The 17952-nt window shown below is 63.8% G+C and carries 17 protein-coding genes; all 17 read left to right on the top strand.

Features of this window, described 5'->3' with window-relative positions:
* Positions 1-167 precede the first annotated feature (167 nt).
* The 17 genes from HGP13_RS10110 (at position 168) to asnB (ending at position 17867) form a co-directional block, all read left to right on the top strand.
* A complete protein-coding gene (locus HGP13_RS10110) occupies positions 168-1151 on the top strand; it encodes a flagellin (RefSeq protein ID WP_172224725.1) in 984 nt (327 codons plus the stop codon).
* Between the two features lie 282 nt (positions 1152-1433).
* A complete protein-coding gene (locus HGP13_RS10105; protein WP_172224722.1) occupies positions 1434-2504 on the top strand; it encodes a flagellin in 1071 nt (356 codons plus the stop codon).
* Positions 2505-2624: 120 nt separating this feature from the next.
* Complete coding sequence (fliF, locus tag HGP13_RS10100; protein ID WP_172224719.1) at positions 2625-4274, top strand: flagellar basal-body MS-ring/collar protein FliF; 1650 nt, start codon at positions 2625-2627, stop codon at positions 4272-4274.
* 3 nt (positions 4275-4277) lie between these two features.
* Positions 4278-4898, top strand: a complete 621-nt coding sequence (locus HGP13_RS10095; RefSeq protein WP_172224716.1) for a hypothetical protein — start codon at positions 4278-4280, stop codon at positions 4896-4898.
* Positions 4895-6295: a MotB family protein gene (locus HGP13_RS10090; protein ID WP_172224713.1), complete on the top strand. Its 1401-nt coding sequence runs from the start codon at positions 4895-4897 to the stop codon at positions 6293-6295. The genes HGP13_RS10095 and HGP13_RS10090 overlap by 4 nt, the downstream gene beginning before the upstream one ends.
* Positions 6292-7662 carry a chemotaxis protein MotC gene (locus HGP13_RS10085; RefSeq protein ID WP_172224710.1) on the top strand — a complete coding sequence of 457 codons (1371 nt, stop codon included), beginning with the start codon at positions 6292-6294 and terminating at the stop codon, positions 7660-7662. Before HGP13_RS10090 ends, HGP13_RS10085 begins: the two co-directional genes overlap by 4 nt.
* Complete coding sequence (locus HGP13_RS10080; RefSeq protein WP_172224707.1) at positions 7659-9041, top strand: flagellar hook-length control protein FliK; 1383 nt, start codon at positions 7659-7661, stop codon at positions 9039-9041. The genes HGP13_RS10085 and HGP13_RS10080 overlap by 4 nt, the downstream gene beginning before the upstream one ends.
* Positions 8971-9561: a transglycosylase SLT domain-containing protein gene (locus tag HGP13_RS10075; RefSeq protein ID WP_172234661.1), complete on the top strand. Its 591-nt coding sequence runs from the start codon at positions 8971-8973 to the stop codon at positions 9559-9561. The genes HGP13_RS10080 and HGP13_RS10075 overlap by 71 nt, the downstream gene beginning before the upstream one ends.
* Positions 9562-9785: 224 nt before the next feature.
* Positions 9786-10454 carry a response regulator transcription factor gene (locus tag HGP13_RS10070; RefSeq protein ID WP_019860967.1) on the top strand — a complete coding sequence of 223 codons (669 nt, stop codon included), beginning with the start codon at positions 9786-9788 and terminating at the stop codon, positions 10452-10454.
* Between the two features lie 79 nt (positions 10455-10533).
* On the top strand, positions 10534-11790 hold the full coding sequence (locus HGP13_RS10065; RefSeq protein ID WP_172224704.1) for a flagellar hook protein FlgE: 1257 nt from the start codon (positions 10534-10536) through the stop codon (positions 11788-11790).
* A 28-nt stretch (positions 11791-11818) separates the two neighbouring features.
* The gene (flgK, locus tag HGP13_RS10060; protein WP_172224701.1) at positions 11819-13273 is read left to right on the top strand and encodes a flagellar hook-associated protein FlgK; all 1455 of its coding nucleotides are present in this window, start codon (positions 11819-11821) and stop codon (positions 13271-13273) included.
* Positions 13274-13276: 3 nt separating this feature from the next.
* A complete protein-coding gene (locus HGP13_RS10055; protein ID WP_172224698.1) occupies positions 13277-14320 on the top strand; it encodes a flagellar hook-associated family protein in 1044 nt (347 codons plus the stop codon).
* Between the two features lie 29 nt (positions 14321-14349).
* Complete coding sequence (gene flaF / locus HGP13_RS10050; protein WP_172224695.1) at positions 14350-14697, top strand: flagellar biosynthesis regulator FlaF; 348 nt, start codon at positions 14350-14352, stop codon at positions 14695-14697.
* A complete protein-coding gene (flbT, locus tag HGP13_RS10045) occupies positions 14694-15137 on the top strand; it encodes a flagellar biosynthesis repressor FlbT (RefSeq protein ID WP_172224692.1) in 444 nt (147 codons plus the stop codon). The genes flaF and flbT overlap by 4 nt, the downstream gene beginning before the upstream one ends.
* The gene (gene flgD / locus HGP13_RS10040; RefSeq protein WP_172224689.1) at positions 15137-15544 is read left to right on the top strand and encodes a flagellar hook assembly protein FlgD; all 408 of its coding nucleotides are present in this window, start codon (positions 15137-15139) and stop codon (positions 15542-15544) included. The genes flbT and flgD overlap by 1 nt, the downstream gene beginning before the upstream one ends.
* 13 nt (positions 15545-15557) lie before the next feature.
* Positions 15558-15824: a flagellar biosynthesis protein FliQ gene (fliQ, locus tag HGP13_RS10035; RefSeq protein WP_010911298.1), complete on the top strand. Its 267-nt coding sequence runs from the start codon at positions 15558-15560 to the stop codon at positions 15822-15824.
* 174 nt (positions 15825-15998) lie between these two features.
* Positions 15999-17867, top strand: coding sequence for an asparagine synthase (glutamine-hydrolyzing) (gene asnB / locus HGP13_RS10030; protein WP_172224686.1), 1869 nt, complete (start codon positions 15999-16001; stop codon positions 17865-17867).
* Positions 17868-17952 lie beyond the last annotated feature (85 nt).

Below are 17952 nucleotides of genomic sequence, written 5' to 3'. Positions count from 1 at the left end.
TATTTTCGATTAACCGTCCGATTTAGCCCTTTGGTAGGAACTCGCCGCCATAGTCGCTCGCAGATGGCGGGTGACCCAAACGCAACGGTCATTGGCATGATGCCGCTCCGTCATACCGGACAATCCGGTATGCCAAAAACACCTGTAAAAACAAGGTACGAGTAGCCATGGCCAGTATCATGACCAACGCCTCGGCGTTGACCGCTCTGCAGAGCTTGAGCGCCACCCAGAAGAACCTCGACACCACCCAGGCCCGCATCTCGACGGGCTATCGCGTTTCCCAGGCTTCCGACAACGCCGCTTACTGGTCGATCGCCACCACGATGCGCTCGGACAACCAGGCCATGTCGACCGTTTCGGACGCACTCGGCCTCGGTGCTTCGAAAGTCGACACCGCCTACACCGGCATGAACAGCGCGATCGACACCATCAACCAGATCAAGACCAAGCTGCTGTCGTCCTACGGTCAGACCGATGCCTCCAAGGAAAAGACCCAGGTGGAAATCGCTGCCCTCCAGGCGCAGTTGAAGTCCTATGCCGATGGCGCCACCTTCTCCGGCACCAACATGCTTTCGGTTTCCACTGCCTCGGGCACGGCTGCCGACGTGAAAATCGTTTCGGCCTTCAACCGTGACGCCACCGGCGCTGCTTCGGTCAGCACGATCGACGTCAATGTGGAAAGCATCAAGCTCTACGATGCCGGTGCCGCGCCGACCGCCAAGGGCATTCTTGACACAGACCGCCTCGGCACCACAGGGGCTGCGGTTACGACGGCCTCTACCCCAACGCTGGGCGCCGCTGCAGCTGCTACCGACACCTATTCGGTTGCCACGCTAAAAATCTTCGGGGGTGGCGTTGCCGCCAGCGATACTCAGATCGCGCAGCAGATGAACGTCGTCGACGCCGCACTCAAGGACATGACGACCGCCGCGACCAAGCTCGGCGCCGCCAAGAGCTCCATCGACCTGCAGAAGACCTTCACCTCGAGCCTGATGGACTCCATCGATCGCGGTGTCGGCCAGCTCGTTGATGCCGACATGAACAAGGAATCGACCCGCCTCCAGGCCCTGCAGGTTCAGCAGCAGCTCGGCGTCCAGGCGCTGTCGATCGCCAACGGCTCCTCGCAGTCGATCCTGTCGCTCTTCCGCTAATCGACTTCGCTGACGCGTAGTTCGCACTATGACATCGGGCCGCGCCAAAAGCGCGGCCCGTTTTACGTTTGCTCCAGCCACGCGCAACCCTCGTTTCTTAACCCTCGAAAGCGGGCCTTTAACAGGCCGTTAACCATAACGCGCTAGTCATGGTTAACCAAAAGCTTACAACGGATTGGCGAATCGGCCCGGTCGGTCGACGGCAATCGATGGGCGGGCCAGCGGCTCGCGAGGGCAACACCGGTTTTTGAGAAAGACCGGTCTGAAAAAGGAGCGAGTTTCTTGGCGAGCATCATGACAAACGCTGCGGCGTTGACCGCACTTCAAAGCCTCAACGCCACCAACAAATCGCTTCAGCAGACAGAGGCTCGCATATCGACCGGCTACAGGGTCTCCGAGGCCTCCGACAACGCCGCCTACTGGTCGATCGCCACGACGATGCGCTCCGACAACCAGGCGCTGTCAACGGTGCAGGATGCGCTCGGCCTCGGCGCCTCGAAGGTCGACACCGCCTATACCGGCATGAACAATGCGCTGGATACGATCGGCAAGATCAAGACCAAGTTGCTCTCCACCATTGGCCAGACGGCTGCCGCCAAGGCAAAGACGCAGACCGAAATCACGGCACTGCAGGCGCAGATGAAGTCCTTCGCCGACGCCGCAACCTTCTCGGGTTCGAACTTCCTTTCGGTGACGTCAACGCAGGTTGCCGCCCCCAATGATGGCGTCCAGCCCGACGCCAAGATCGTCTCGTCCTTCAACCGCTCCTCGTCGGGCGCCATCTCGCTCGGAACGATCGACATCAATGTCGAGAGCACCAAGCTGTTCGATTCCGGCCTTGCCACGGACGTCAAGAACCAAGGCACGCTGGACCGCCAGACCTCAGTCTATTCCACAGCCGCCGCCCAGAGCCTGTACGACAACGCCTATGCCACCGCGCTCGCCGGCGGCTCCACGGACATTGCCGCCAACACCGCTGGCCAGGCCGCGGCGGGGGCGGCGGTGCCCAGGATCGACAACGTCTCAGCCTACAATCTCGACATCACCGCGCCCGGCGTGACCGACGACATCATCACCCAGATGGTTGGCAAGATCGACAAGGTCATGAGCCAGTTGACCGACTCAGCCACCATCCTCGGCTCGGCCAAGAGCTCGATCGACTTGCAGAAGACCTTCACGCAGAGCCTCATGGACTCCATCGACCGCGGTGTCGGCCAGCTCGTCGATGCCGACATGAACAAGGAATCGACCCGCCTGCAGGCGCTGCAGGTGCAGCAGCAGCTCGGCATCCAGTCGCTGTCGATCGCCAACAGCTCGTCGCAGTCGATCCTGTCGCTGTTCAAGAACGGCTAATCCGGCCGCAACTGACAGATACCTACACGGGCCGCGCCGCAAGCGCGGCCTGATTTCATTTTCGCACAAGCTTCGAGGGCTACTGTTCCGGCGGACAATCATGCTGGGAGTCGCTCTATCGTGCCGGAACAGATCCAGAGCATCATCTCTAACCTCCGCGGTTTTGGTGTGAAGCGCCTCGCCATGCTGGCGGGCATCGCCGTTCTGGTGATGGGCGTCATCGGCATCGCCTCGGTCTACCTCAACCGCCCGGCCTACGACACGCTCTATGTCGGCCTTGATCGTTCCGACGTGAACCAGATCGGCCTGGTGCTGGGCGAGGCCGGCATCGGCTTCGACGTCGGCGCCGACGGAACCTCCGTGCTGGTGCCGGCCGGCACCACGGCGCAGGCGCGCATGCTGCTTGCCGAGAAGGGGCTGCCGACCAGCGCCAATGCCGGCTACGAACTGTTCGACAATGTCGGCGCGATGGGCCTGACCTCGTTCATGCAGCAGATTACGCGGGTGCGTGCACTGGAAGGCGAGATCGCCCGCACCATCCAGTCGATATCAGGCATCAAGGCGGCGCGCGTCCACATCGTCATGTCCGAGCGCGCCAATTTCCGCCGCGACGAGCAGCAGCCTTCCGCATCCGTCGTCATCCGCTATGCCGGCATCGACGCCGAGAAAAGCGCCATGTCGATCCGCCATCTCGTGGCCGCCGCCGTTCCCGGCCTGTCGGCCGACAAGGTGACCGTGCTTGATTCCAACGGCAATTTGCTGGCAGCCGGCGACGACCCGTCCAACACCAGTGCCGCCCGCACGCTCGGCGTCGAGCAGACCGTGGAAGCGCAGATCGGCGACAACATCCGCCGCGCGCTGACTGCCTATCTCGGCCCGGACAATTTCCGTGCCAGCGTCAAGGCCGAGGTCAACACCGACACCCGCCAGACCGAAGAAACGATCTTCGATCCGAATTCCCGCGTCGAACGCTCGGTGCAATCTGTGCGCGCCAATGAAAACAGCAACCAGAAGCAGGCTTCGACCCCGGCAAGCGTCGAGCAGAACCTGCCGGAGACCCAGGCGACCAGCACCGAGGGTCCGCAAACCTCTTCGGCAAATGACCGCAAGGAAGAGATCACCAATTACGAGATCAACTCCAAGAAGATCGCCACCGTCTCCAACGGCTACACCGTCACCAAGATGTCGATCGCCGTCGTCGTCAACCAGGATCGGCTGAAGGCGATCCTTGGCAAGGACGCCACCCCGGAGCAGATCGCCAAGCGCGTCGCCGAAATCCAGAAGATGGTGACCTCTGCCACTGGCTTCGACGACAAGCGCGGCGACATGATCGACGTCTCGGCGGTCGAATTCATCGACGGGCTGGATGGCGAGGCGATTCCGCAGGCGGGAATGCTGGATTCCATCGGCCAGCACGCTGGCACGCTGATCAACGCCGGCGCCTTCATCGTCGTCGTCTTCCTGGTCGCCTTCTTCGGCCTGCGGCCGATGGCGGCGGCGCTGACGGCGAAGGCAACGCCCGCTTTGCCGGGTCCCAATTTCGATGAAGTCCAGCGTTCGCTGCCGACACCGGAGGCAGCGGCTGCCGCCGATGCTGGTGCCGCCATGGGCGCCTTGCCCAACTCGCGGCCCGGCGCCAATGCGCTCGATGATCTTCGCCAGAAGATCAGGCCTGCGCCACAGGAACGGCTTGCCCGCATGGTCGACCTCAATGAGGAGCGCACCGCGCAGATCCTGCGCAAATGGGCGGCCCAGGAAGTCGCGGCGTAAACCATGGCCTCCGCAGCCCTTTTCGATCTTCTCCCTGATTTCGGCACGCGCGCGCCGCGCGTCAGCCAGCCCCAGCCCGCGGCCGACCACAGGCCGGAAGCATCCGCACCGAAGGCTGACATCGGCACGCTGATCGCCGAGGCGGTTGCCCAGGCGGAGGCAACGCTGGCGGAACGCCTTGTCGCTGCCCATGACGCGGCCTTGGAAGCGGAGCGCCAGGCGAATGCCGAGGAAGCAAGGGGTTTTCTCGAAAGCTTCGGCGGCGATATCGGCAAGGCGGTCTCGCTGCGCATCGATGCCATGGAGACGCGCGTGACGGACCTCGTCGCCGCCACGGTCGCCCGCATCATAGGCGGCGTTGTCAGCGACGATCTGCAGAAGCGCTCGCTCGAGGCGCTTGCCGGTGCGATTCGCGAAGCTGTCGGCGATGGCGAAGCGGTGCGCATCGCGGTGCGCGGACCGCTGTCGATGTTCGAAACGCTGAAGGCATCGCTTGGGCCACGCATAGCAAATCTCGACTTCATCGAGGCGCCCGGCTTCGACCTGACGGTGACCATTGACGAGGCCGTGTTCGAAACACGCATGGCCGAATGGGCGGTAACCCTTTCCGAGGTCTTGTCATGAGTGTCGCCGAGGCCGATCACGGCAGGCACGAGATCATCATCGTGCGGCGGGCTCATGATGACCACGACGAAGCCCATCATGGCGGCGTCTGGAAGATTGCCTTCGCCGACTTCATGACCGCCATGATGTGCTTCTTCCTGGTGATGTGGCTAATCAACGCCGCCAACGAACAGACCAAGGCGGCCGTCGCCAGCTACTTCAACCCAGTGAAACTGGTCGACCGCAATTCAAGTCGCAAGGGGCTGGAGGACTTGGGCGACGGGCCAAGCGCCATTGGCTCGACGGCCGACAAACCGCAACAGACGAAAGCCAAACCCGGCCAGGCTGGTAGCGGTGACGCGGGCTCTTCCGACGCCAAGAAAGACAAGCAAGAATCGCAACAAACCGACGATCATCTGTTCGCCGACCCTTACGCCGTGCTCTCCGAAATCGCCACCGACACCGGCGTCATGCAGAACGTCAGCCAGAAGGGCGATGGCGGCGCGCAGAGCGCCGGTCCGGCAACGGGGGCCTCGGGCGGTGCGTCCTATCGCGATCCCTTCGAACCCGATTTCTGGTCGCAGCAGGTCGCCACGCCCGCCGCCGAGGCGAGTGCGCAACGCCCCAAGATCGAGGGCGATCCACTCAAATCAGGCGACAAGGCCGCCGAGACGCAGGTCGCCAAGGTCAAGGCCGTGCCGCCGCCGCCGCCCGTCAAGGACGCCCCGCTCGAGCCCCTGGCCGCGGATGGCAAGGACGCCGCAGCAGCGATGCCCAAAGTGGGCGATACGAAGGCCGACGTAACCATGGCCAGCGAAACCAAAGCCGGCAGTGCCAAGGACGGTGATGCCAAGGCTGGAGACAGCAAGGCCGTGGCCGCAGCCAAGGCGGAAGCCGCAGCCGCCGCGCAAGAGACGACCGCGCCTGAAGCCGGGCAAAAGCCGCCGACCGCCGCTGCGCTGAAGGCCGCGGCCGACGTCAAGCGGCAGCTGGCCGATGCCTTCAAGCCTGGCGACAAGCTGCACGACGGCGTCTCGGTCGAAGCCACCGACAAGGGCGTCGTCATTTCGATCACCGATCAGCTCGACTTCGGCATGTTCGAAGTCGGATCGGCGGTGCCGAGCCGCGAACTCGTGTTGGCGATGGAAAAGATCGGCCGCATCATCAACAGCCAGAAGGGCACCATCAGCATCAACGGCCACACCGATGCGCGCCCCTTCCGCAGCGCCAGCTATGACAATTGGCGGCTGTCGACGGCGCGCGCGCATTCCGCCTACTACATGCTCGTGCGCGGCGGCGTCGACGAACGCCGCATCACCGAGGTCGCCGGCTTCGCCGACCGCCAGCCGAAGGATCCGGCCGATCCCCTGTCGGCGGCCAACCGCCGCATCGAGATCCTGATGGCGAACGGCGGATGAAGCGGGCGACCGTCACCAGCCGGCTGATGGGCCTGTTGCTGCTGGCAGCTGGCTATCCGTCGGCCGGCTTTGCAGAGGATGCGCTGCAGCCTTACCAGCTGGTGCGCTCGCTGCAGCTCGTCCAGGACCGCATCGCCGCTGGCGATCACGCGGCGATGCCGATGCAGGCCAAGCTGCTCGAGATGACCGATACGCGCCTGCGCGAAGCGGATGCGCAGGACTTCAAGGACCCCAAGAATTTTCGCGCGCTGCTGGTCTACGGCATGAGCGGCGGCAATCCGGTGACCGTGGAGGCCGCCGTGTCGCGTGCCGCCACGGATCCGGCGAACCTCGCCATCGCCAAGGGTGTGATCGACTATCTGAACGGCCGGCCCGGCCAGGCTATCGAAGCCCTGAGGCCGATCGATCCAATGACGCTGCCCGGCGATCTCGGCGCGTTCCTTGCCCTGGTCAAAGGATCGCTAATGGCGACGGATGAGCCGGCGGCTGCGCTGACGCTGCTCGACGAGGCCAAGCTGCTCAGCCCTGGCACGCTGGTCGAGGAGTCGGCGCTGCGGCGCTCGGTCGGCATTGCCGTGGCGCAAGGCGACGCGGCGCGGTTCGCGCTTGCCTCCACCCAGTATGTCGAGCGCTACCTCTATTCGCCCTACGCCAGCCAGTTCGCCGATTCCTTCGTCTCCGGCGTCATCACGCTGCACATGTCGATCAGCCAGGACAAGCTGGCCGATATCACCGCGATGATGGATCCCGAGCGCGAGAAGGTGATCTATCTGCGTATCGCCCGCCGCGCCGCGATCGACGGCCTCAGCGAATTGTCGGCCTTCGCTTCGGCACGGGCCGAACAGGGTCGCGACGGCAGCACCAATCAGGGCGACCCGCGCGCCCTGCTCTATTCCAGCCTGTCGACTGTGACTTCGGACACGACCGAGGATGTGCGCGCCAAGCTCGGCAAGATCGACCGCAGCAAGCTGTCGGACGGTGACCGTGCCCTGCTCGACGCCGCCCAGGCCATCGCTGGTGAAATGGTGGCGCCGCCTGCCTCCGCTCCAGCGGCGACCCCGGCGCCTGCATCCGATGCACCGCAGCCCAAAGCTGAAGTCGCCGCCGTGCAGACCGCCGACGAGGCCGGATTGCCGCCTGTCGAGGGCGCCGTGTCCGAACAGCCCGCCGTCGCGCCATCCGGCGGAACAGTAGCCGCTGCGCCGAACGCGCCGGCGCCTTCAGCCGACGCGGCAACGGTCCTGCCGGCTTCGGCGCAGGCAAATTCCGCCGGTCCCGACACGACCGATCCGACCGACGCCGCCATGATGAAAACCCGTCGACAGCTCGACCTGATCGACCAGATGCTTGGAGCCGCTCCGAAATGACCCCCAGCCTCGGCCCGGCCCTGCCAGGATTTACCACCGCGCGCACAGCGGAGCCGGCCGCGCCCGGCAAGAAGGATGATGCCGGTTTCGGCAGGATGGTGCATGGCGGCGCAAGCCAGGCGGAAAAGCAGCCGACGGCCGAGGCCGGGATGCGAGACCCGCGCTGGAGCAAACTTGCCGCCGACCTTGCGGCACAGACAGGCGAGGACGAACCGATGCCGTCCGGCAAGGGTAGGGCCACGCCGACCGGATCGACGGCTGCGAAATCCGCAAAAGACGGCAAGGCTGTCGAGGCCGACAAGGACGCCGATACCGAAACGCCGGCGACCGACGCCGGCGCGACGCCGCTCGACGACCATCTGCCTCTGCTGATGGCGTTTCATGACCTGCGCCATTTCTCGACATCGGCCAAGTCGGCCGACGCAGGCGAAGCCGGAAAGCAACCGGCGCTCGCCGGGCAGATCCAGTCGAAGGGTCAGCTTTTGCCGAAGGCCTATCGGGCGACATCGGCCGCCGGGCACGACGAGCTCGAACCGATGTCTAAACTAGAGCAGGTGTCGCTCGTCGACGGGCCGCTGACGAAGCTCGAGTCCGTCCGCGATGCCGGCGCTGGCGCCCCGCGGCGTGACAATGCAATCGCCGCCGGCCCGCTGCCCGACACGGCAACCGCCGATGTGCCGGGCGTTGAGCCGAAGCAGGCGGCGCAGCAGCTGAAGTCCATCGCCGACGTCCAGTCCTCGTTGCGGTCGGAGCCGGGAAAACCGTTCTCGGCGCAGGCGCGCGTCGACGTGGTTTCCGAGCGCAGCTTCCCGGCCCCGCCGCAGGCGCCGATGAGCCAGGCAGCGCTCAACGTAATCAACGCCGTAGCGGCCGATGTTGGCCCGAAGCAGGCCTTTTCGACGGCCTCCGCCAGCACTCAGCTGGCCAGTTCTGTTGCCGTTCCGACACATGTGTTGAAGATCGAACTTCACCCGGCCGAACTGGGCATGGTCACGGCCCACCTTCGCCTCTCGGGAGAACAACTCTCGATTGAATTGAAGCCTGAAACACACGATGCCTACCGCCGGCTTTCCAGTGATAGCGAGGCAATCGTCAAGTCGCTACGCGGGCTGGGTTTCGAGGTTGATAAGGTGACCATCATGCAACCGTCAGTGGCCGTTCCGGCTACAACCCGCGCTGATGCAACCGCCTCGCTCAGCGCCGCGCCTGGCCGCGACCAGTCCTCGTTCCAGCCCGGAAACTCCAGCGGTGGAAACGGTGGAGCCGGCGGCCAGCAACCGGGCCAGCAGTCCGCAAGGGGGAACCATGATGACGCGCAAGCACTCGGCCGCGCCGCTTCGCCATCTCGTGAGCGCGCTGGCGGCGATATGTTTATCTAGCCTCGCGAACGCTGCCCTCGCCGCCACCCCCAATCCCTGCGAGCCAGAGATCCTGCGCGCCGCCGACCGTTACGGCGTGCCCGCCGGCATCCTCTATGCCGTCGGCCTGACCGAAACCGGCAAGAAGGGCAGCCTTCAGCCTAATGCATTGAATATAGAAGGAAAAGCGGTCTTCCCACGGAGTCGGGCCGAAGCGCTTGCGACCTTCGCCAATGCGCAGCGCGAGGGCAAGACACTGATCGATCTCGGCTGCATGCAGATCAACCACCACTATCATTCCTCGCATTTCCGCAGTGTCGAGGACATGCTCGACCCGCGCCAGAACGTCGACTACGCGGCGCGTTTCCTGGCCAGTCTCCATGCCCGCCACGAAACCTGGTCGATGGCCGTCGCCCGCTATCATGCCGGTCCCGACAACGACCCGGCGCAGAAGGTCTATGTCTGCAGGGTGATCGCCAACATGGTTGCCACCGGTTTTGGCAAGTGGACGACCAATGCCCGCTCCTTCTGCAACCCGTAAGCGTATTTTCTGCTTCTAATACGCCAACCGCACTGCTTTTGGATTGCGGTTTTGACTTGGCTAGAACTTCCCACGACAAGCATATCTGGCTGCACGCTGATGCAACCGGTGCGATTCCAGACTCCCAAGAAACTAGTTACAAGAAATGACGGTTGTTCAGGTTTCCCGCCAGCGGTTACGCCTTTCCCCACGGGGCAGATGTGCTGATTCGGAAGGCGGGGCCGATGATCGTGATCGTTGACGAGCGAGAGCTCGTAACTGAGGGATACAATTCACTTTTTGATCGCGAAGGCGTCGCCTGTGCGGGCTTCGCGCCGGGCGAATTCGGCGAGTGGGTGAACTCGGCCGCCGACACCGACCTGCGTTCGGTGCGGGCCTTCCTGATCGGCGACTGCCGCGAAGGCGCCATCTCTCCACGCCAGATCCGCGACCGCACCGGCGCTCCGGTCATTGCGCTCAGCGAACAGCATTCGCTGGAGAACACGCTGCGGTTGTTCGAGAGCGGCGTCGACGACGTCATCCGCAAGCCCGTCCACATCAGAGAGATCCTGGCCCGCATCACCGCCATCCGCCGCCGCGCCCATGAGGATGTCGCCTACACCGAGATCGGCGCCATGCGCATCTTCATGGACGGCCGCGACCCCGAGATAGATGGCCAGCCGCTGCCCTTGCCGCGCCGCGAACGCCGCATCCTCGAATATCTGGCGAGCAACCGTGGCCGCCGCGTCACCAAAACCCAGGTCTTCAACGCCATCTACGGCATCTTCGACGAAGAGGTCGAGGAGAACGTGGTGGAAAGCCACATCAGCAAATTACGCAAGAAACTGCGCGAGAAGCTGGGCACCGACCCGATCGATTCCAAACGCTTCCTCGGCTACCGGCTCGTGTTCTGATGCCGCGCCGCGCCAGCTTCGCGCAAGACAGGACGCGTAGCCTCAAAGCCAGTGGCATGGACATAGCGGAGACGTTTCGATGAGCCTCTACGGGATGATGCGGACCGGCGTTTCCGGCATGAACGCACAGGCCAACCGCCTGTCGACGACAGCCGACAACATCGCCAATTCCGATACCACCGGTTACAAGCGGTCCTCCGCCGAATTTTCGACGCTGATCATGCCGTCGACGGGCGGCGCCTATAATTCCGGCGGCGTCACCACGACGATCCGCCAGGCAGTCAGCGACCCGGGCGTGCTTCAGTACACGACCTCGGTTTCCGATCTTGCCGTCAGCGGTGATGGCTTCTTCGTCGTCCAGGATCCCGGCGGCACACCTTTCCTGACCCGCGCCGGCGCCTTCGTCCCCGACGCACAAGGCAGGCTGGTCAATGCGGCCGGTTTCCAGCTGATGGCCTACAGCTACGCCAATGGCACGCCGGCGGCGACGGTCAACGGCTTCGAAGGCCTGGAGCCGGTCGTCATCTCCGACCAGGGACTGACCGCGACCCCGAGCACCACGGGTAGTTTCAGCGGCAATCTGCCGGCAGGTGCGACACCGGTCGTCGCCGCCAACCTGCCCGGTGCCAACGCTGCCACCGCGCAGTACACCTCAAAATCGTCGATGGTCGCCTATGACAACCTCGGCAACAAGAAGCTGCTCGACGTCTATTTCACCAACACCGGCGCCGGCACCTGGCAGGTGGCGGTTTTCGATCAGTCGCAGGCGACGCCTGGAACATCGTTCCCCTACACCGGTGGCGCGCTCGGCACGGCCAACCTGACCTTCGATACCACGACCGGCAAGCTCACCGGCGCCACCACCGGCGTTTCATTTACGGTGCCGGGCGGCGCCAGCCTCAATCTCGACCTGTCGACACTGACCCAGCTCGGGACGGGCTTCACCGTTACCGACGCCCAGGTCAACGGCAACGCGCCGAGCACCATCGACAAGGTGCAGATCAGCAAGGACGGCACCATCTACGCCCAGTACAAGGACGGCTCCACCAAGCCGCTCTACAAGATTCCGCTGGCCGACGTGCAGAGCCCTGACCAGCTCAAGGCCCTTCCCGGCAACGTCTATGCGCAAGGCACCGATTCCGGTGCGATCCGCGTCGGCTTCGCCAATGAAGGCAAGCTCGGCTCGATCATCTCGGGCGCGCTCGAAAATTCCAACGTCGACATCGCCGAGGAATTGACCGACATGATCGCGGCGCAGCGCAGCTACACCGCCAATTCGAAAGTCTTCCAGACTGGTTCCGACCTGATGGACGTCCTTGTCAACCTGAAGAGATAAAACCGGGCGTGGCCCGTGAAAGACCCGCATGTCGTTATCTTCCGCATTGAGCATCGCCCAATCGGCGCTTATGAGTACCGCGCGCCAGACCAGCGTTGTTACACGCAACGTCTCGGACGCCTCCAACCCGGACTATACGCGCCGCATCGCCGTCGTCACCAGCACGGCGCCCGGCGCGCGTTCGGTTGATATCCAGCGCGCAACCAACGACCTGCTCTTCCGGCAGAATCTCGGCGCCTTGTCGGCGTATAGCGGTCAGAACGCGCTCTACAGCGGCATGGATCAGCTGGACGTGTCGGTCAACGGCGTCGACAATGCCTCCTCGCCCTCGACCGCCATCGCCAATCTGCAGCAGCAGCTGCAGCTCTACGCCACCTCGCCGTCCAACCAGAATCTCGGCTCCAGCGTCATCGACGCGGCCAAGCAGGTCGTGCGTTCCCTGAATGAAGGCTCGCAGGCCATTCAGGATTTCCGCACCCAGACCGACGGCCAGATCGACACGGCGGTCAAGGATCTCAACTCGCTGCTCAGCCAGTTCCAGGACGCCAACCAGGCGGTCATTTCCGGAACCCGTTCCGGCACCGATGTTTCCGATGCGCTCGACCAGCGCGACGCGCTGCTGAAGAAGATCGCGGACTATGTTCCGGTCTCGACCTTCACGCGTGGCGACAACGACATGGTGATCACCACGGGTGACGGCACCACGCTGTTCGAGACGATACCGCGCACGGTGAGCTTCACGCCATCGGCAGGCTATGCCGCCGGAAGCCCCGGCAACACCGTCTATATCGACAATGTGCCGGTCTCGGCGGGAAGCGGCGGCAACACCAGCGCCAGCGGCAAGCTTGCCGGCCTGCTGCAATTACGCGACAGCGTCGCCTCGACCATGCAGGGCCAGCTCGACGAAACCGCGCGCGGCCTGATCACGGCCTTTGCCGAGACCGCGCCCTCGATGCCCAACGCCGCCGGCCTGTTCACCTGGTCCGGCGCACCCGCGGTGCCAGCCGCGGGCACGCTGGTCAATGGCCTGGCCGGCACGATCAGCATCAATGCGGCGATGGATCCGAGCGCCGGCGGCAATCCGACATTGCTGCGCGACGGCGGCGCCAATGGCGCTGCCTATGTCGCCAACACCACGGGCGGGGCTTCCTATTCCAACCTTCTGGTTGCCTATGGCGACCGGCTCGACCAGCCGATGACATTCGACCCCGCCGCCGGGATTTCGGCAACGTCCAGCGTTTCCGACTACGCCGCCAATTCGATCGGCTGGCTCCAGGGCATGCGCCAGCAGGCTTCGACTGCCGCCGACGCGAAGGAGGCGCTGGCGCAGCGCAGCTCCGAGGCGCTGTCCAATGCGACAGGCGTCAATGTCGACCAGGAAATGTCGCTGATGCTCGATCTCGAACACACCTATCAGGCATCGGCCCGCATGATGAAGACCGTCGACGACATGATGGCGGCCCTGTTGAACGCGGTGGGATAATCCATGACCTCAGTCTCCTCGGCCGCCCTCTCCAACGCCCTGCGCTATCAACAGATGCGCATGCAGGCCGATCTCGTCAAAGCGACGAAGGAATCCTCGACCGGCAAGGTCGCCGATGTCGGCCTGGCACTGGGCGGACGCACGGCCCAGTCCGTCACCTTTTCGCGTGACCTCGACCGGCTGAACGTGATTGTCGATTCCAACGGGCTGGTCGCCGCAAGGCTTTCTTCGACGCAGACCTCGCTCGGCCAACTCTCCGGCGTGGCACAGACCTTCCTTTCCAGCCTGACCACAGCATCGTCGGGCGACAATTCCGACACGCTGACCCAGTCGACCGGCCAGACGACGATCCAGCAGCTTGCCTCGATCCTCAACACCAGCGTCAACGGCGAATATCTGTTTGCCGGCACCAACACCGACGTCAAGCCGATCAACGATTTCACCGCCGCCGGCTCACCGGCCAAGGCCGCCTTCGACGCCTCGTTCGTCGCCAAATTCGGCTTCACGCCCAGTGATCCGGCCGCGGCCAACATCACCGCCGCCCAGATGGACGATTTCATCACCAACGACGTCACGCCTCAGTTCCTCGGCGCCGGCTGGCAGACCAACATGTCGAACGCCACCGACCAGCAGATCGTCAGCCGCATTGCGCTCAACGAAACCACCGAGACCTCGACCAGCGCCAACAGCGACGGCATCAAGAAGCTCGCAATGGCCGCAGCAATGGTCTCGAGCCTGATGTCCACCAACATCAGCCAGGCGGCGAAGGACAGCATCGTCAGCCACTCGCAGACACTGGTCGGCGAGGCGCTGAGCGGCATCGCCCAGGTCCAGTCGGAGACCGGCATCGTGCAGAAGCGCGTCTCCGACGCCAGCGATCGCATGAAGACGCAGATCGACCTGTTCGAACGCCATATCCTCGATCTCGAAGCCGTCGACCCGGCCACGGCCGCCACCAAGGTCGCGGATCTGACGCAGCATATCGAGACATCCTTCGCTCTGACAGCGCGCCTGCAGCAGCTCAGCCTGTTGAAGTACCTGACCTGACAACTTCCAGCGGAACGGTAGAGCCAACAATGTACCAATTCTCCTACGCCGACGTTCAGAGCACCTCCGTCTCGGACGCCAAGGACCGTGAGCGCGAACTTCTGACCCGCTCGATCGACATGCTGTCGGCGGCAGCGGCGGCCGGCCAGGATTCGATGGAGGCGGTGGAGGCGCTGAATTTCACCAACCGCGTCTGGACCGTCTTCGTCGAGGATCTTGGCTCCAGCGACAATGCGCTTCCGAAGGAATTGCGCGCCAACCTGATTTCCATCGGCCTGTGGCTGCTGCGCGAGGCGGAGGACATCCGCCAGGGCCGCACCAACAATTTCGAAGGGCTGATCGAAGTGTCCCAGATCATTCGCGACGGCATTCAATGACCAACACGCTGAAGATATCGCTGAAGCCCAACGAGAAGATCTACATCAACGGCGCCGTCATCCGCGTCGACCGCAAGGTCACCGTTGAACTGATGAACGACGTGCAGTTCCTGCTCGAAAGCCATGTGCTACAAGCCGACGACGCATCGACGCCGCTGAGGCAGCTCTATTTCATCGTGCAGGTCATGCTGATCAACCCGGCCGGCGCCGACGACGCCCGCGAGATGTTTCGCCGCTCGCTGCCGCTGCTCATAGCAAGCTTCGAGGACGCCGATATCTGCAGCGCACTGAAACAGATCGACCGCATGGTCGGCGAGGATCATATCTATGAGGCTTTGAAGGCGATCCGTTCGCTTTATCCTCTCGAACGCCGCGCGCTTGGCGGCAATGACGATGTTCCGGGCGCCGCGCGCCCGCAGGCCGTGGGAGCACGCTACTAATGACCGTGGACATGACGACGACGATACCGGTTGGCGCCAATTCGACGACCGCGTCGACCTCGAAGACAGCGGTCGACTATCAGTCCTTCCTGAAGCTTCTGATCGCCGAGATGAAGAACCAGGATCCAACCAAGCCGATGGATTCGACGGCGTATGTGGCCCAGCTCGCCACCTTCTCGCAGGTCGAGCAATCGGTGCAGACCAACACCAAGCTCGACCAGATCATGTCATCGTCGGCGCTGTCGCAGGCCGACGCCATTATCGGCCGCTCGATCACGTCGGCCGACGGCAAGACCACGGGAATAGTGGCTTCGGTGACGCTCGCCAGCAGCGGACTGATCGCAGTGCTGCAGGATGGCACCCAGGTCCCCGTCGGCGCAGGCGTGTCGATCAAGCCCGCAAGCTAGGCCAACCTCTGACATGAACGAGGCCGACGCACTCGACATCGTCCAGTACGCCGTGTGGACGGTGCTGACCGCCTCCGCTCCGGTGGTGCTGGTCGCCATGGCGGTCGGCATCGGCATCGCCCTCATCCAGGCGCTGACGCAGATCCAGGAAATCACCTTGACCTTCGTGCCGAAGATCGTCGCCATCATGCTGGTGGTGGCGCTCACCGGCCCGTTCATCGGTGGCCAGATATCGGCCTTCACCAACGTCATCTTCCAGCGCATCCAGAACGGGTTCTGAACCCTTCGAGGGAAGCTGCGTCGACTTCACTCCGCAATTGCTTGAAGAAAGCGTTCCGCTTGCGGCTGGTCCGGTTCCGGTTAGATTGCCATGTGGCCACTCCCGGCCAGGCGATCGTTTTGTCCCAATGGCTCCTCGCGAACCTCTGAACCAGCCCAGATCGACCAACGGACCATGTGCGGCATAGCCGGCGTCTGGCGCAAGCGGAACCCGATCGCGGGCGGTGATCTCGACGACGTCGGCCGCATGATGCAGGCACTGGCGCATCGCGGTCCTGACGATCATGCCACATGGAACGACAGCCGGCTGGCGCTCGGTCACCGGCGGCTCTCGATCATCGACCTGTCGGCACAGGCGCGCGAGCCGATGCTCACCGCCTGTGGCCAGGGCGTGCTGGTCTACAATGGCGAGGTCTACAATTACCGGGCATTGCGCGCGATACTTGAGGCCGAAGGCAGGCGGTTCCGAACGGTTTCGGATGCCGAAGTGGTTCTGGAAGCCCTGCACCAATGGGGACCGGACAAGGCCATCCCGCTGTTCGACGGCATGTTTTCCCTCGCCTATTTCGACATGCGGGCCGGCGCGCTCTGGCTGGCCCGCGATCGCCTCGGCATCAAGCCGATGTCGGTGGCCGAAGCGAGTGAGCGAATCCTCTTCGCCTCCGAGGACAAGGCGATCCTTGCCTGTGACGACGTCGCACGCGCCATCGACGCGCGCGAGATCACGTTGCGTCTTGCCTGGCAAAGCCGCGACTCCAGCTCCAGCCTGTTCGAGGGCATGGAGCGGCTGCCACCGGCAGGTCTGTGGAAGATTACCGACGCCGGCATCGAGAAGCGCTGCTTCTGGCATGTCCTCGATGTGCTCGACGCTGGCCGCATCACCGGCGACACCGCCAGCGACGCCGAGCGCATGGCGACGCTGGAGGCGCTGATCCAGGACAGCGTCGGACTGCACTGCATTGCCGATACCAGGCTGGCCGCGGCTTGCAGCGGCGGCGTCGATTCCGGTCTCGTCACGACACTGGCGAAACGGTTCAGGCCGGAGATGACAGCCTATGTCGTCGATCCGCGCCTGGGCCACAGCGAAGCCGAAGACGCCGCACGCACCGCGCGCCATGCCGGCGTGCCGCTGAACAGGGTGCCTGTCGACAAGGACCGGTTCCTCGAACTCTGGCCAAGAACCATCTGGCATCTGGAGAGCGACGGCTGGCATGCGAGCCATGTCTGCCTGCTGGCGCTTGCCGAGCAGTGTCGGGCCGACGGCATCAAGGTGCTGTTGACAGGTGAAGGTGCCGACGAACTCTTTGGCGGCTACGACTGGCAGGAAGCCAGCATGCGGCCGTGGCGGCCCTGGTCATGGCCGCAACGGCTGTTTCGCTCCAAGGCCCGGCTTGCCCGCAGGTTCGAGCGCCTGCGTCATGCCCCCTTCCGGACATCGGTTGCGGGTGGTCATGGCTGGGACCGCAACATCGTGCTAAGGGCACTGTCGCCGGAACTGAATTTCCTTCAGACCAAGATCTTCGACCGGCTCGAGCCCGTCGCCTCACTCAGTGACCGTGCCTTCCTGGGATGCTGCCTTCACGACATGTATGCACATCTGCAGGATCTGTTGAACAGGCATGACCGGCTCAGCATGGCCGCCTCGGTGGAGCTCAGGGTGCCGTTCCTCGAAAACCGGCTGATCGACTTCGCGATCCATCTGCCAAGGCGGCACAAATACCGCCACAAGCAAGGAAAATGGCTGTTGAAGAAGGTCGCTGAAAAACACATTCCGCTTCAGAACGTGAACGCCCGCAAGAACGGCTTCCAGGTATCGAACACCTTCACCACGGGTACCGAGGGCCTGCTGCGCGGCGGCTTGCTGCGCGACGCCATGAAGTGGCCGGCGGCTTCGGTCGAAGACCTGATCGAGCTGGCGAAGCGAGACCAGCCATCGCGGCTGCGGCTGGTCGGCATGGAGCTTTTCCTTCGCCTGCATGCCGGCGGCCAGACCACCGGCGACCTCACCGAAGCGCTGCATGCTGCGGTCAGGGACGCTCGCTGAAGCAAACGCACGAGGACCGGGGGCAATGGCATGGCATTTCGCGATGCCGATAGAGGCGGTGGCCCTCCTCTATCCCCTTGTTGGA

This window comes from Mesorhizobium sp. NZP2077 (assembly GCF_013170805.1).
Classification (GTDB): Bacteria; Pseudomonadota; Alphaproteobacteria; order Rhizobiales; family Rhizobiaceae; genus Mesorhizobium.
This window is presented reverse-complemented; position numbering and strand designations above follow the sequence as displayed.

Bases quoted from the DNA above. Each gene is read 5' to 3' on its own strand.
- HGP13_RS10110 (WP_172224725.1), top strand. From the start codon at position 168: ATGGCCAGTATCATGACCAACGCCTCGGCGTTGACCGCTCTGCAGAGC.
- HGP13_RS10095 (WP_172224716.1), top strand. From the start codon at position 4,278: ATGGCCTCCGCAGCCCTTTTCGATCTTCTCCCTGATTTCGGCACGCGC.
- fliQ (WP_010911298.1), top strand. From the start codon at position 15,558: ATGAACGAGGCCGACGCACTCGACATCGTCCAGTACGCCGTGTGGACG.
- HGP13_RS10075 (WP_172234661.1), top strand. From the start codon at position 8,971: ATGACGCGCAAGCACTCGGCCGCGCCGCTTCGCCATCTCGTGAGCGCG.
- flaF (WP_172224695.1), top strand. From the start codon at position 14,350: ATGTACCAATTCTCCTACGCCGACGTTCAGAGCACCTCCGTCTCGGAC.
- flgK (WP_172224701.1), top strand. From the start codon at position 11,819: ATGTCGTTATCTTCCGCATTGAGCATCGCCCAATCGGCGCTTATGAGT.
- HGP13_RS10085 (WP_172224710.1), top strand. From the start codon at position 6,292: ATGAAGCGGGCGACCGTCACCAGCCGGCTGATGGGCCTGTTGCTGCTG.
- HGP13_RS10065 (WP_172224704.1), top strand. From the start codon at position 10,534: ATGAGCCTCTACGGGATGATGCGGACCGGCGTTTCCGGCATGAACGCA.
- flbT (WP_172224692.1), top strand. From the start codon at position 14,694: ATGACCAACACGCTGAAGATATCGCTGAAGCCCAACGAGAAGATCTAC.
- asnB (WP_172224686.1), top strand. From the start codon at position 15,999: ATGTGCGGCATAGCCGGCGTCTGGCGCAAGCGGAACCCGATCGCGGGC.
- HGP13_RS10080 (WP_172224707.1), top strand. From the start codon at position 7,659: ATGACCCCCAGCCTCGGCCCGGCCCTGCCAGGATTTACCACCGCGCGC.
- HGP13_RS10070 (WP_019860967.1), top strand. From the start codon at position 9,786: ATGATCGTGATCGTTGACGAGCGAGAGCTCGTAACTGAGGGATACAAT.
- HGP13_RS10055 (WP_172224698.1), top strand. From the start codon at position 13,277: ATGACCTCAGTCTCCTCGGCCGCCCTCTCCAACGCCCTGCGCTATCAA.
- flgD (WP_172224689.1), top strand. From the start codon at position 15,137: ATGACCGTGGACATGACGACGACGATACCGGTTGGCGCCAATTCGACG.
- HGP13_RS10090 (WP_172224713.1), top strand. From the start codon at position 4,895: ATGAGTGTCGCCGAGGCCGATCACGGCAGGCACGAGATCATCATCGTG.